This is a genomic window from Streptomyces siamensis, from assembly GCF_039543605.1.
Lineage (GTDB): Bacteria > Actinomycetota > Actinomycetes > Streptomycetales > Streptomycetaceae > Streptomyces > Streptomyces siamensis.
The window spans coordinates 78,099-92,006 of sequence record NZ_BAABKB010000011.1; the positions used below are offsets into that span (position 1 = coordinate 78,099).

At 71.9% G+C, this 13,908-nt stretch carries 12 protein-coding genes; 4 read left to right on the top strand and 8 right to left on the bottom strand.

What is annotated here, in order from left to right:
- The first annotated feature begins 93 nt into the window (after window positions 1-93).
- Together ABEB03_RS18255 and ABEB03_RS18260 are read left to right on the top strand one after the other, a co-directional pair.
- A complete protein-coding gene (locus ABEB03_RS18255; protein ID WP_345649743.1) occupies window positions 94-594 on the top strand; it encodes a YbaK/EbsC family protein in 501 nt (166 codons plus the stop codon).
- Window positions 591-1,436 carry a DMT family transporter gene (locus ABEB03_RS18260; RefSeq protein ID WP_345649746.1) on the top strand — a complete coding sequence of 282 codons (846 nt, stop codon included), beginning with the start codon at window positions 591-593 and terminating at the stop codon, window positions 1,434-1,436. Before ABEB03_RS18255 ends, ABEB03_RS18260 begins: the two co-directional genes overlap by 4 nt.
- 48 nt (window positions 1,437-1,484) lie before the next feature.
- Here ABEB03_RS18260 and ABEB03_RS18265 read toward each other — a convergent pair whose 3' ends face one another.
- The 6 genes from ABEB03_RS18265 to ABEB03_RS18290 all read right to left on the bottom strand — a co-directional run bounded on the left by ABEB03_RS18265 (window position 1,485) and on the right by ABEB03_RS18290 (window position 6,467).
- Window positions 1,485-2,645 (bottom strand): serine hydrolase domain-containing protein, encoded by a 1,161-nt coding sequence (locus ABEB03_RS18265; RefSeq protein ID WP_345649749.1) that lies wholly within the window; start codon window positions 2,643-2,645, stop codon window positions 1,485-1,487.
- A gap of 92 nt (window positions 2,646-2,737) precedes the next feature.
- A complete protein-coding gene (locus tag ABEB03_RS18270) occupies window positions 2,738-3,184 on the bottom strand; it encodes an organic hydroperoxide resistance protein (RefSeq protein ID WP_345649752.1) in 447 nt (148 codons plus the stop codon).
- 236 nt (window positions 3,185-3,420) lie between these two features.
- The gene (locus ABEB03_RS18275; protein ID WP_345649755.1) at window positions 3,421-3,906 is read right to left on the bottom strand and encodes a MarR family winged helix-turn-helix transcriptional regulator; all 486 of its coding nucleotides are present in this window, start codon (window positions 3,904-3,906) and stop codon (window positions 3,421-3,423) included.
- A complete protein-coding gene (locus tag ABEB03_RS18280) occupies window positions 3,903-4,661 on the bottom strand; it encodes an energy-coupling factor ABC transporter ATP-binding protein (RefSeq protein ID WP_345649758.1) in 759 nt (252 codons plus the stop codon). The genes ABEB03_RS18275 and ABEB03_RS18280 overlap by 4 nt, the downstream gene beginning before the upstream one ends.
- The gene (gene cbiQ, locus ABEB03_RS18285) at window positions 4,649-5,410 is read right to left on the bottom strand and encodes a cobalt ECF transporter T component CbiQ (protein WP_345649761.1); all 762 of its coding nucleotides are present in this window, start codon (window positions 5,408-5,410) and stop codon (window positions 4,649-4,651) included. Before cbiQ ends, ABEB03_RS18280 begins: the two co-directional genes overlap by 13 nt.
- 1 nt (window position 5,411) lies before the next feature.
- On the bottom strand, window positions 5,412-6,467 hold the full coding sequence (locus ABEB03_RS18290; protein ID WP_345649764.1) for an energy-coupling factor ABC transporter permease: 1,056 nt from the start codon (window positions 6,465-6,467) through the stop codon (window positions 5,412-5,414).
- A gap of 194 nt (window positions 6,468-6,661) precedes the next feature.
- On the opposite strand from ABEB03_RS18290, the gene ABEB03_RS18295 reads away from it, so the two are divergent.
- Complete coding sequence (locus ABEB03_RS18295; protein WP_028804874.1) at window positions 6,662-7,021, top strand: SsgA family sporulation/cell division regulator; 360 nt, start codon at window positions 6,662-6,664, stop codon at window positions 7,019-7,021.
- Between the two features lie 88 nt (window positions 7,022-7,109).
- Here the strand turns inward: ABEB03_RS18295 and ABEB03_RS18300 are convergent, their stop codons facing one another.
- Both ABEB03_RS18300 and ABEB03_RS18305 read right to left on the bottom strand, forming a co-directional pair.
- Complete coding sequence (locus tag ABEB03_RS18300) at window positions 7,110-9,326, bottom strand: MMPL family transporter (RefSeq protein WP_345649767.1); 2,217 nt, start codon at window positions 9,324-9,326, stop codon at window positions 7,110-7,112.
- A gap of 133 nt (window positions 9,327-9,459) precedes the next feature.
- Window positions 9,460-10,047, bottom strand: coding sequence for a TetR/AcrR family transcriptional regulator (locus ABEB03_RS18305; protein ID WP_345649770.1), 588 nt, complete (start codon window positions 10,045-10,047; stop codon window positions 9,460-9,462).
- A 163-nt stretch (window positions 10,048-10,210) separates the two neighbouring features.
- Here ABEB03_RS18305 and ABEB03_RS18310 point away from each other — a divergent pair, with 163 nt between their 5' ends.
- Window positions 10,211-13,495 carry a S41 family peptidase gene (locus ABEB03_RS18310; RefSeq protein ID WP_345649773.1) on the top strand — a complete coding sequence of 1,095 codons (3,285 nt, stop codon included), beginning with the start codon at window positions 10,211-10,213 and terminating at the stop codon, window positions 13,493-13,495.
- Window positions 13,496-13,908: the final 413 nt, after the last annotated feature.

Sequence of the window (13,908 nt, forward strand, 5' to 3'; positions counted from 1 at the left end):
GGCGGGACCGGGCCCGGATGCGGCCCGGTCCGCACGCGGCGGCGGCCGGAACTCGTTCGCGTGCCGCGTACACCGACCGCTAGCGTGCTGCTCATGACCGCCACGGAAGACAACGCCGCCCACCCACGTTTCGCCGAGGCCCTCTCCGAGCTGGGGCTGGACGAGCTGAACGCACGCATCCGCCGCTTCCCCGACGCGACCCGTACCGCCGCCGAGGCGGCCGCCGCGATCGGCTGCGAGCTGAGCCAGATCTGCAAGTCGCTGATCTTCGCGGCGGACGGCGTGCCGGTGCTCGTGCTCATGGACGGCGCGTCCCGGGTCGACGTGGAGCTCGTCCGCAAGGAGCTCGGGGCCGAGAAGGTGACCCGGGCCCAGGCCGCCGTGGTGCGGGAGACCACGGGGTACGCGATCGGCGGCGTACCGCCGTTCGGCCACCGCACCAGGACCCGTGTCCTGGCCGACCGTTCGCTGCTCGCCCACGACACGGTGTGGGCCGCGGCGGGCACCCCGTACGTCGTCTTCCCGATGGCCCCGGAGAGCCTGGTCGCACACGCCGGGGCCACGCTGGCGGACGTGCGCGAGCAGACCGCGTGACCCCTCTCGTCACCGCGGCCGTCCTGCTCGCCGCGGTCACCCACGCCTGCTGGAACGCGATCGCGCACCGCATCAGCGACAAGCTCGTCGGCTTCACGCTGATCGCGGGCGGTGGCATGCTGATCGGCCTCGCCCTGGTGCCGTTCGTGCCGTTCCCCGCGTCCGGGGCCTGGCCGTACCTGATCGCGTCGGCCGTGATCCATGTCGCGTACTACGTGCTGCTGATGCGCTCGTTCCGGCTCGGTGACTTCGGGCAGGCCTATCCGATCGCCCGCGGCACCGCCCCGCTGATCGTCACCGCGCTCGCGGCGGTCTTCGCGCACGAGGTGCCGGACGGCTGGGCGGCGGCGGGCATCGCGCTGTCCTGCGCGGGACTGACGGGTGTGGCCCTGTGGGGGCTGCGCGGGCGCCGGCCCAACTGGGCGGCGATCGGGGCGGCGTTGGCGACGGGCGCGTCGATCGCCGCGTACACCGTCGTCGACGGTCTGGGCGTGCGCGCCTCGGGCTCCTCCCTCGCGTACATCGCCTGGCTGATGGCCCTGGAGGGCGTGGTGATCCCGGCGTACGCCGTGCACCGCTGGCGCGGCGAACTCGTCTCCGTGCTGCGGCCGTTCGCGGCGGTCGGCTTCCTCGGCGCGGCGCTCTCCGTCGCGGCGTACGGGCTGGTGCTGTGGGCTCAGACCCGCGCGGAGCTCGCGCCGATCGCCGCTCTGCGGGAGTCCTCGATCATCGTGGGCGCGGCCATCGGCGCCGTCTTCTTCAAGGAGCGGTTCGGGGCGCCCCGGATCGCGGCGGCCGGCCTGCTGGTCGTGGGCATCGGCCTGATGCTGCACACCGGTTAGGGCCCACGAGGAGCGGCCGGGGCGCGCGGGGCGCGCGCCCCGTGGGCGTCAGGCGTCGACCGACGCGCGGACCGCCCGGACCAGTGCCTGTGCCCGCGCGTCCGCGGTCACGCTCTTGCGGAAGCCGTTGGTGACGTAGCCGAACGCGATGCCCGACTCGGGGTCGGCGAAGCCGAGGGGGCCGCCGCGGCCGGGGTGGCCGAAGGATCCCGGGGACAGCAGGGGCGAGGCCGAGCCGTGCAGCATGTAGCCGAGGCCGAAGCGGGTGCCCACGACCAGGACACGGTCGGGGCCCGCCGACTGTTCCGTGCGCGCGGCCGACACCGTGTCCGGGGAGAACAGCCCGACGCCGTCCACCTCGCCGATCAGCGCGGCGTAGAAACGGGCCAGGCCGTCCGCCGTGGCGATGCCGTTGGAGGCGGGCAGGACCGCCGCCCGGTAGGCCGGGTCGTTCTCGTCCGGCAGCGGGGTGATGACCTTGAAGGCCCTGTTCGTGAGGCTCTCCGGGTCGGCGTACGCCTCGGAGACGGCCCGCTTGGGACGGGTCCGCAGACCGCCCGGCGCCGGTGGGGCCGCGACCTGCGCGACCCGCCCGACCCGCCCGGTCTCCGCGTCGGGCAGCCCGACCCACAGGTCCAGCCCCAGCGGCCCGGCGATCTCGTCCGCGATCCACGCGCCGATCGTGCGCCCGGTCACCCGCCGGACCAGTTCGCCGGTCAGCCAGCTGTAGGTGTGCGCGTGGTAGCCGTGCTCCGTCCCCGGCTCCCACTCCGGTGCCTGCCGGGCCACGGCCGCGGCGGCCAGGTCCGGGTCGGCGGCCTCGGCGGGAGTGAGCGGGCGGTCGAGGACGGGCACCCCCGCCCGGTGCGCGAGCAGGTGCCGGACGAGCGTGTGCTCCTTGCCGTGCGCCTTGTACTCCGGCCAGTAGTGGCCGACGGGGGCGTCCAGGTCGAGGTCGCCGCGCTGGGCGAGCAGCAGCAGGACGGCGGCGGCGACGCCCTTGGTCGCGGAGCGCACGATCTGCGCGGTGCCGTGCTGCCAGGGTTCGGTGCCGTCGACGTCGCGGGTGCCGCCCCACAGGTCGACCACGCGCCGGCCGTCGCGGTACACGGTGACGGCGGCGCCCCGGTCGCCGAGGAGTTCGAAGTTGCGTACGAACGCCTCCCTGACCGGCTCGAAGCCCTCGGCCACTGTGCCGTTCACGTCCACGCCCGCGCTCCTGTCACCCACTCGTACCCATGCCGACGGTGGGTGCAACACGCACGTACCGGCTCCGATTCCTGGGCCGGGCGTTTCACGTCCTATCCCAGCAGGATCGTGACCTCGATGTTGCCGCGGGTGGCGTTCGAGTACGGGCAGACCTCGTGGGCCGCGTCGACGAGCTTCGTCGCGAGTTCCTGGTCGACGACGGGGAGCGAGACGCTCAGGGCGACCGCGAGTCCGTAGCCGCGCTGCTTGTTCGGGCCGATGCCGACCTTCGCGGCGACCGTGGAGCCGGAGAGGTCGTATCCGGCGCGGCGGCCCACCAGGACCAGCGCGTTGTGGAAGCAGGCGCTGAAACCGGCCGCGAACAGTTGCTCCGGGTTCGTGCCGTCGCCGTCGCCGCCGAGGGCGGGAGGCATCGCGACCTTCAGGTCGAGCCGGCCGTCCTGGCTGGTCACATAGCCGTTGCGGCCACCGTGGGCGGTGGCCTCGGCGACGTACATGATCTTCGTCGGGCGGGTGTCGACAGCGGTGCCATCGATCATCGCGGGACCTCCCCCTGAGCGTTTACGACACGGCGGGCACGACGCCGGGCAGCAGGGCAGGCGTCATGGCAGGCAATACAGCTGCGCACAAATGCATCGCGCACAAGATACCGACCGGTAGGCCATGGTGTGCCGCCAGGGGGTGGAAACCGCGGGTAACCCGGCACGATGCCGCGCCCCCGGCAGGGCGGCCGCCGGGATCACGGTGCCGCATCCCGGCGGGGCGGCCGCCGGGATCAGCGAGCCCGCGCCGCCTTCCCGGCCCGGTCCGCCAGGTGGCCCAGCTCCACCCGGAGCCGCTCGGCCTCGGCGCCGCACAGCCCCGTGGCCTCCATCAGCGCCTGCGGCACGTCCGCCGCACGTTCACGGAGCATCTCCCCGCGCCCGGTGAGCGCGACGAGCACGGAGCGTTCGTCGCGCTCCGAGCGCTCGCGGCGCACCAGCCCCGCCGACTCCAGACGTTTGAGGAGCGGTGACACCGTGCCGTAGTCGAGGTGCAGCGCGGTCGCCAGCTCCTTCACGGTGGTCTCGCCGTGCTCCCACAGCAGGAGCATGACCAGGTACTGCGGGTAGGTGAGGCCGAGTTCGTCGAGCAGCGGACGGTACGCGGCGGTCACCGCCCGCTGCGCGGCGTACAACGCGAAGCACAGCTGGTCGCCGAGCAGCAGGGACCCGGTGGGCGCTGCGGGCGCTGCTGTCTCGGGGTCCTGTCGATTCGTCACGCGCCCATTGTCACGGAGCGCGGGTCGAACCCGAAGGGCAGCTCCAGGCGGTGCGTGCGCATCAGCTCGTCGTCACCGAGCAGTTCGCCGGTCCTCCCGTCGGCTGCGATGACGCCCTCGCTCAGGACGAGTGCGCGGGGGCACAGTTCGAGGGCGTAGGGCAGATCGTGCGTGACCATGAGGACGGTGACGTCCAACGAGCGCAGGATGTCGGCGAGTTCACGCCGGGAGGCCGGGTCGAGATTGGAGGAGGGCTCGTCCAGGACGAGGATCTCCGGCTCCATCGCGAGGACGGTTGCGACCGCCACCCGGCGCCGCTGTCCGAACGACAGGTGGTGCGGGGGGCGGTCGGCGAAGGCCGCCATGCCGACCAGCTCCAGTGCCGTGCGGACGCGTTCCTCCAGTTCGGCTCCCTTGACGCCGGCCGCGGCCGGGCCGAAGGCGACGTCCTCGCGCACGGTCGGCATGAACAGCTGGTCGTCCGGGTCCTGGAACACGATGCCGACCTTGCGGCGGATCTCCGCCATGTTCCGTTTGTCGACCGGGAGGCCGGCCACGGTCACCGTGCCGGCGCCGCCGGCCAGAATGCCGTTGAGGTGCAGGACGAGCGTGGTCTTGCCGGCGCCGTTCGGGCCGAGCAGCGCGACGCGTTCGCCGCGCCCGATGCGGAAGTCCACGCCGAACAGGGCCTGGTGGCCGTCGGGGTAGGCGAAGGCGAGGCCGGAGACCTCCAGAGAAGCTGTCACAGCGTCCATCCCAGCAGACATACGACGAGGGCGGCGAACGGCAGGGCGAGCGCGTGGGTCCACTGCGCCCGGGACGCGGTCACCTCGTCGATGACCGGCATGGAGCCGGCGTAGCCGCGGCTCACCATGGCGAGGTGCACGCGCTCGCCCCGCTCGTAGGACCGGATGAAGAGCGCGCCCGCCGACTTGGCGAGCACACCCCAGTGGCGCACGCCACGGGCCTCGAAGCCGCGCGACTCCCGCGCGATGCGCATCCGCCGCATCTCGTCGGTGATGACGTCGCCGTACCGGATCATGAAGGAGGCGATCTGCACGAGGAGCGGCGGGAGCTTGAGCCGCTGGAGGCCGAGCAGCAGTTCGCGCAGCTCGGTGGTCGAGGCCAGCAGCACCGAGGCGGCGACGCCCAGCGTGCCCTTGGCCAGGACGTTCCACGCGCCCCACAGGCCGTTCACGCTCAGCGACAGCCCGAGGACGTCCACCCGCTCACCCTCGGCCACGAACGGCATCAGCACCGCGAAGGCGACGAACGGGATCTCGATCAGCAGCCGCTTCAGCAGGAACCCGGCGGGCACGCGCGCCGCGTACGCGACGGCCGCGAGGAGCACGGCGTACAGCGCGAACGCCCACATGGCCTCGCGCGGGGTGGAGACGACCACGACCACGAAGGCGAAGCACGCCGCGAGCTTCGTGTGCGGGGGCAACGCGTGCACGGTCGAGTGCCCGTGGCGATAGAGGCGGTGTGCGTGCCCCGCGCCCACGTCAGGCCACCTGGGAGGTGGACGAGGGGGACACGTCGTCGGACGTACGGCGCCTGCGGACCACCCAGAAGACCGCGCTGCCCGCGACGACGGTGACGCCGACGCCGATCACGCCCGCGAGACCGCCGGAGATCCGGGCGTCGGAGACGTCCTTGACGCCGTACCCGGCGAGCGGGGAGTCCTCCGTCGCGTGCTTCTCGACCTTCGAGTCGATGCCCTTGTCCTTGGCGACCTTCTCCAGGCCGTCGGGGCTCGCGGAGGCGTAGAAGCTGACGAACCCGGCGAGGACGAGGGAGGTGACCAGGCCGGTGATCCACACCTTGCGGTGCGAGGAGCGGGCGGCCGCCGGGGCGGGGGCGGCGGCCGGGGCGTCGACGAGCTCCCCGTTCACCCTAAGCCTGAGCTGCTGCTGGAGCCCTCGCGCGCCGTACACGAGGTCGGGCCGTACGGCGATGACGGCGCCGACGGTCAGCGCGGTGATCGCGGCCTCGCCGATGCCGATGAGGACGTGCACGCCGATCATGGCCGTGGCGACCTTGGCGATCGGGACGTCGGTGGTGCCGCCGACCGCGTAGATGAGTGTGAAGGCCACGGCGGCGGCCGGGACGGACAGCAGCGCGGAGACGAAGGCGGCGACGGTCACGGACCGCCGCTTGCGGGGCAGCACCTTCACCAGGCCGCGGAAGGCGGCGTAGGCGACGACCGTGGTGACGATCGCCATGTCCGTGATGTTGACGCCGAGCGCGGTGAGACCGCCGTCGGCGAAGAGGATGCCCTGCATCAGCAGGACGACGGAGACGCAGAGGACCCCCGTGAAGGGGCCTACGAGTATCGCGGCCAGGGCACCGCCGAGCAGGTGTCCGCTGGTCCCGGCGGCGACCGGGAAGTTCAGCATCTGCACGGCGAAGATGAAGGCGGCGACGAGGCCGGCCAGCGGAGCGGTCCGCTCGTCGAGCTCACGGCGGGCACCGCGCAGGCTCACGGCGACGGCACCGGCGGCGACCACTCCGGTGACCGCGGAGACCGGGGCGTTGATGAATCCGTCAGGTACATGCACCGTTCGATGATAGTGCCTTGTTGCGAATGGCTTGCAAGAGCGAGGCACCCTCGAATAAAGCAGATCCGCTTTTACGCTCCCGAAACCCATCCGTCAAGGATCTCCAGAGAGCGATTTCCGTGAGATGTGGCACATTGGAGTGGTGGCGGATTCACACATTCCGCTCACGAGCACGCAGCGTAAGGAGTCGGTCCATGCACGCCGTTGAACAGTACGCCCGCGCCCACATCGTCACCGATACCGCCGACTCCCTCGACGACGAACGCCGGACCGTCCCGGTGGCCCTCCGCTACGACCCCGAGGACGACCCCCGCCAGGTGCACATCACGCTGCCCGGCCCCCATGAGTGGACGTTCGAGCGCGAGCTGCTGGAGCAGGGCCTGCGGGGCCCCGTCACCAGCGGCGACGTCCGCGTCTGGCCCTGCGGCCGGGTGCAGGCGGTGATGGAGTTCCACTCCGCCAAGGGCGTGGCACTCGTGCAGGTCGACTCGAAGGCGCTGCTGCGCTTCCTGCGCCGCACCTACACGGTCGCCGGCACCCCGGTCGCCCACTGAGAAGCCACGCTGCCGGGCCCACCACGGGGGTGGGCCCGGCAGCTGTCGGCCGGCGCCGGACAGGTCTCGTCCGACGGTGACCGGGGGATCAGACCCCGGCCAGCGCCCGGTCGTCGTCCTCGTCCCGGCGTCCGCCTTCGAGGTCGCGCAGGCCCTCGCCCTCGACGTCCACGTTGGGCAGCGAGCGGTCGAGCCACTTCGGCAGCCACCAGGCGCGCTTGCCCAGCAGCGCCAGGACCGCCGGGACGATCGCCATGCGCACGATGAACGCGTCGAAGAAGACGGCGATCGCGAGACCGAAGCCGATCATCTTGATCATCGACTCACTGGAGCCGATGAAGCCGGAGAAGACGGCGATCATGATGACCGCGGCCGCCGTGACGACCCGCGCGCCGTGCTTGAAGCCGGTCACGATGGCCTGACTCGGCTTCTCCCCGTGGACGAACGCCTCACGCATCCGCGTGACGAGGAAGACCTCGTAGTCCATCGCCAGACCGAAGACCACGCCCACCATGAAGATCGGCATCATCGACATGATCGGGCCGGTCTCCTCGACGCCCATGAGGCCGGACAGCCAGCCCCACTGGAAGACCGCGACGACCGCGCCGAGGGCCGCCATGACGCTGAGCAGGAAGCCGAGGGCCGCCTTCAGCGGGACCAGGACCGAGCGGAACACCACGATCAGCAGCAGGAACGCCAGGCCGACCACCAGCGCCAGATAGGGCACCAGCGCGTCGTTGAGCTTCTGCGAGAAGTCGATGTTCATCGCCGTCGAGCCGGTGACCAGGACGCTGGCGTCGGTGTCCGCCTTGATCTCGCCGCCCGCGTCACGGATGGAGTGCACCAGGTCCTCGGTCTTGACCGAGGACGGCTTGGTGTCGGGGATCACGGTGATCGTCGCGGTGTCGCCGGCCTTGTTGTACGCCGCCGGGGTCACCGTCACGACGCCCTTGAGGTCCTTGACCTTGTCGGACACCTCGTCGACGGCCGCCTTCGGGGAGTCGCTGGACTTGGCGTCCACGACGACCATCAGCGGGCCGTTGAAGCCGGGGCCGAAGCCGTCCGACAGCAGGTCGTACGCGCGGCGCTGCGTGGTCGACGTCGGCTGCGAGCCGTCGTCGGGCAGACCCAGTTCGAGGGAGGTCGCCGGGACCGCCGCCGCACCCAGGCCCACGACGCCGAGGAGCAGCACGGCGAGCGGACGGCGCACCACGAAGCTCGCCCAGCGGGTGCCCATGTTCGGCCGGGACACCTTCCTGGCGGCGCGCCCGCCACCGAGCAGCCTGCTCTTCTTGCCCGCGGGCTGCACCTTCCTGCCCGCGTACCCGAGCAGGGCGGGGATCATCGTCAGCGCGATCAGCACGGCGATGGCGACCGTGCCCGCCGCCGCGACACCCATCTTCGTCAGCATCGGGATGTTGACGACCGACAGGCCGACCAGCGCGATCACGACCGTCAGGCCCGCGAAGACCACCGCGGAGCCCGCGGTGCCGACGGCCCGTCCGGCCGCCTCCTCGCGCTCGCGGCCCTCGGCCAGCTCGGCCCGGTAGCGGGAGACGATGAAGAGGGCGTAGTCGATGCCGACGGCGAGGCCGATCATCATGGCCAGGGTCGACGTGGTGGTGCCCAGGTCGAGGGCGTTCGCGAGGGCGGCGATGGTGGAGACGCCGATGCCCACGCCGATCAGCGCGGTCAGCAGCGGCAGTCCGGCCGCGATCAGCGAACCGAAGGTGATGACGAGGACGACCGCGGCGATCGCGATGCCGATGATCTCGGTGGAACCGGTCTCGGGCGTCGCCTGCAGGGCGTCACCGCCCACCTCGACGGTCAGCCCGGCGTGCCGCGCGTCCTTCGCGGCCGTTTCCAGGGCGTCCTTCGAGGAGTCCTTCAGCTCCATGCCGGAGACCTTGTACTTCACCGCGGCATAGGCGACCGAGCCGTCCTTGCTCACGGCCTTCGCCTTGAACGGGTCGGCGACGGAGGTGACCTCGGAGCCGCTCGCGAGCTCCTTGACGGTCTTCTTGACGGTGGCCTTGTTGGCCTTGTCCGTCATCTTCTCGCCGCTCGGCGCCTTGAAGACGACGCGCGCGGTCGCTCCGTCGGCGCTCATGCCGGGGAAGCGGTTCTCCAGCAGGTCGAAGGCCTTCTGCGCCTCGGTGCCGGGGATCGAGAAGGAGGACGGGCCCGGTGCGGGCGCGGAGGCGGCGCCGACGCCCGCGAGCGTCAGCAGCGCCACCCAGATCAGGGCGACGAAGTGCCGTCGCCGGAAGGCGAGTCGGCCGAGTTTGTAGAGGAACGTGGCCACGAGGGCGTTCTCCCGGTCAGGTCGTGGGATGGCAGGGGCTGGTGTGATCGCCCGGTGGGGCAGGGGTGATCAGCCCGACGACGTGAGCGGTCGCGTCAGGTGCGCTGGCGGGGACAGATCAGGAAGTGGTGAGTCAGGCGCCGAGAGCGGGGAGGATCACGGCGTCGACGTAGGAGGCGAGGAACTCCTGGGTGGGCGGTCGCTGGTCGATGATTCCGCGCACCGCGAAGGCACCGATCAGCATGTGCAGCACGTAGTCCTGCGCGGGGTTGTCCGGGCGGATCTCGCCGCGCTGGACGGCGCGCCGCAGTACCGCGCGCAGTTCCTCGGTCTCGGGATCGATGATGAGCTCCCGGAAGGCCTGCAGGAGATCGGGGTTTCCGTGCAGTGCCATGGCCAGGCCCCGCATGAGCGCGGAGTTCTGCTCCATCTGGCAGTCGTCCTCACGCGTCACCATCGCGTGGAAGTCGCCCCGCAGGGACCCGGTGTCGACATCGCCGGCAGACGTCTTCATGTGCCGGATCGACTTGGCGACGAGCTCGGCCTTTCCGCCCCACTGACGGTAGAGGGTGGCCTTGCTGGACCGGGTGCGGGAGGCCACGGCGTCCATGGTGAGGGCGTCGTAGCCGACCTCGCGGAGCAGGTCGAGCACGGCGCCGTACAGTTCGGCCTCGCGCTCCGGCGTGATCCGACTGCGGCGCACCGTCGCGGCTTCAGCCATCCCACTCACCTTCCCTGCTCCGAAAGACTGCGCGTACATCTTCTGTGTACGTCCATGAACATACCCTCAACGCAAGCGAAACGAAACCGTTTCGTACGTGTGCTGGGTCACGTCTCCCTTTGCACGAGTTGCCGGGGGTCGCCGAGCGGAAAAGCATGGTGACGTGAGCGACGAGTACGAGGACCAGTCCCAGACGTCGGCCCCGGACGGCAACGCGCCCGGCTACCTGCGCTTCCCGCACATCAGCGGCGACCTGCTCTGTTTCGTCGCCGAGGACGACCTGTGGGTGGCGCCCCTCGACAGCCCCGGCCGCGCCTGGCGGGTCACCGTCGACCGCACCAAGGTCGGCCACCCCCGCTTCTCCCCCGACGGCCGGCACATCGCGTACACGAGCTGGCGCAGCCTCGTGCCGGAGATCCACCTGGCGCCGGTCGCCGGCGGCCCCGGCAGACGGCTCACCTACTGGGGCAGCTCGGACACCAAGGTCTGCGGCTGGTCCCCCGACGGCGACATCCTCGCCGTCGCCTCGCACAGCCAGCCCTTCTCCTACTTCACCTGGGCCTACAAGGTCCCCACCGACGGCGACCCCGGCGGCAAGCTGCCCTGGGGGCCGGTCGCCGACATCGCGGTCGCCGACATCGAGGGCGAGCGCAAGACCCTGCTGCTCACCGGCACCCCGCCGCACGAGCCCGCCTCGTGGAAGCGCTACCGGGGCGGCGCGATGGGGCGCATCTGGCTGCACGGACGGCATCTGCTCGCCGACATCGAAGGACATCTGGCCTGCCCCATGTTCGCGGGCGGACGGATCGCCTTCCTCTCCGACCACGAGGGCATCGGCAATCTGTACTCGTGCGCGTACGACGGCACCGACCTGCGCCGCCACACCGATCACGACGCCTTCTACGCCCGGCACGCCGCCTCCGACGGCACCCGGGTCGTCTACCAGTGCGCGGGCGACCTGTGGATCGTCGACGACCTGACCGCGCACTCCATTCCGCGCCGCCTGGACGTGCGCCTCGGCGGTCCGCGCGCCGGCCGCCGCACCTACCAGGTGCCCGCCACCCAGAACGTCGACAGCATCTCCGTGGACGAGACGGGCCGCGCCAGCGCCGTCGTCGTCCGCGGCAGCCTGTACTGGCTCACGCACCGCGACGGGCCGGCCCGCACCATCATCGACACCCCGGGCGTACGGGTCCGGCTGCCGGAGATGCTCGGCTCGGGCGGACAGGTCGCCTGCATCACCGACGCGGACGGCGAGGACGCCATCGAGATCGCCTACCTGCCGCGCGCGAGCGGCGACCGCGAGCCGCGCCGCCTCGCCTCCGGCGAACTCGGCGTGGTGCAGGAGCTCGTGTCGGACCCGGCCGGCGAGCGGCTCGCCATCGCCTCGAACGACGGGCGGCTGCTGCTCGCCGACGCGACCGAGGAGTCCAACGGCGAGGTCACCGAGCTGATCCGGTCGATCAACGGACCCGTGCGGGACCTCGCCTTCTCACCCGACGGAGCGTGGGTGACCTGGTCCCACCCCGGGATCGGCCGCTCCCTGCGGCAGATCAAGATGGCACGGATAAAGGACCGCCTGATCGTCGACGTCACCAACGGCCGCTTCGAGGACGAGAACCCCGTGTTCACGCGCGACGGCCGCTACCTGGCCTTCCTGTCCTGGCGCGGCTTCGACCCCGTCTACGACGTGCACACCGGGGACCTGTCCTTCCCGCTCGGCTGCCGCCCGTACCTGGTGCCGCTGTCCTCCGCGACGCCCTCCCCCTTCGCGCTCAACCCGGACGGGCGGCCGGTCGCCGGAGGCCTGGACCCGGTCGAGGACGAGGGCGGCGACGGCGCGGTCACCGTCGAACTCGAAGGCCTGGAGAGCCGGGTGACGCCCTTCCCGGTCACCGCCTCCAAGTACTCGGCGCTCCACCCGGTCGCGGGCGGCGGCCTGGTCTGGCTGCGCTGGCCGATCTCCGGGGCGCTGGGCGAGACCTTCGTGAACCCCGACGACACGACCGGCCGCCCCACCCTGGAGTTCTTCAACATCACGAAGGCGAAGAAGTCCGAACTCGTCTCGCACCTGGACTGGTTCGCGGTGAGCGGCGACGGGGCCCGGCTGGTGGTCGCCGACGAGGGCGACCTGCGGGCCGTGCCCTCCACCGAGGCCGGCGACAGCGACTCCACGGTCTGGATCGATCTGCGCCGCATCCTGCACGAGGTGGACCCGCCCGCCGAGTGGCGCCAGGCCTACGCGGAGGCGGGGCGCATCACCCACGCCTACTTCTGGGAACCGGACATGTGCGGCGTCGACTGGGACGCGATCCTGGACCAGTACCGCCCCCTGGTCGAACGGGTCGCGTCACCCGACGAGTTCGCGGACCTGCTGCGCGAGGTCCTCGGCGAACTGGGCACGTCGCACGCGTACGTCGCCGCCGCCCGCCGCAACGAGGGTCCGGCCCACTACCAGCGCTGGCAGGGCCTGCTGGGCGCCAACTTCGTACGCCGCGACGGCAGCTGGATGCTCAAGCGCATCCTGCCCGGCGACTCCTCCGACTCCAAGGCCCGCTCGCCGCTCGCCGGTTCGGGCATCCGCGAAGGCGCGGTGCTCACCCATGTCGACGGACGTCCGGTGGACCCGGTGACGGGTCCCTACCCGCTGCTGGCGGGCTCGGGCGGCACGACGGTGGAGCTGACGTTCACGCCCGCCGCGGGCGAGGGCCGGTCGCGGCGGGTGGCGGTCGTGCCGCTGATCGACGAACGGCCGCTGCGCTACCAGGACTGGGTGGCCAAACGCCGCGAGGTCGTACGGGAGTTGAGCGGCGGCCACTGCGGCTATCTGCACATCCCCGACATGGGCGGCTCGGGCTGGGCCCAGTTCAACCGCGATCTGCGGATGGAGGTGTCCCGCCCGGCGCTCATCGTGGACGTGCGCGGCAACGCGGGCGGCCACATCAGCGAACTCGTCGTCGAGAAGCTGACCCGCACGATCCTGGGCTGGGACCTGACCCGCAACGCCCAGCCGGTGTCGTACGCGTCCAACGCCCCGCGCGGACCGGTGGTCGCGCTGGCCGACGAGGCGACGGCGTCGGACGGCGACATGATCACCGCGGCGTTCAAGCTGCTGAAGCTGGGGCCCGTGGTGGGGCAGCGGACCTGGGGCGGCGTCGTCGGCATGACCGGCCGCCACCGGCTCGGCGACGGCACGGTGATCACGGTCCCGATGAACGCGGCCTGGTTCGACGCGTACGGCTGGTCCGTCGAGAACCGGGGCGTCATCCCGGACCTGGAGATCCTGCGCACCCCGCTCGACTGGGCGGAGGGCCGCCACGCCCAGCTCGACGACGCGATCCAGCTGGCCCTGGACCTCCTGAAGTCCCACCCCGCGGCCTCCCCGCCGGACTACTCCACGGTCCCCAACCGCTCCCGCCCCAAGCTCCCGCCGCGCCCCCACCAGTAGCTCGCCCGCTTCCGGGGGCCTGGCCGAGGACCTGGCCGGGGCTCGTGGTCCCGTGCGGGATCGCCGACGCCGATCACGCAGTCCCCCGCGCTCCCGGGGGGTGGGGGACCGTGGTGCGCCGCGGGACCGCGGGGGCTGGTCGCGCAGTTCCCCGCGCCCCTGAGCCACCCGCCCGCCCCGGCACGGAAGACGCCCCGCCACGGAGTGCGAGGAACCAGGCGCCCCGCCAGGGGCGCGAGGAACTGCGCGCCCAGCCACATCACCCCCGCACAAAACCACAAACCCCCAACTACCCACCCCGCAAGGGGCGCGAGGAACTGCGCGCCCAGCCCCCACCGGCCCACACAGGACCACGAACCCCCAACCACCCGCCCCGCCCAGGGGCGCGAGGAACTGCGCGCCCAGCCCCCACC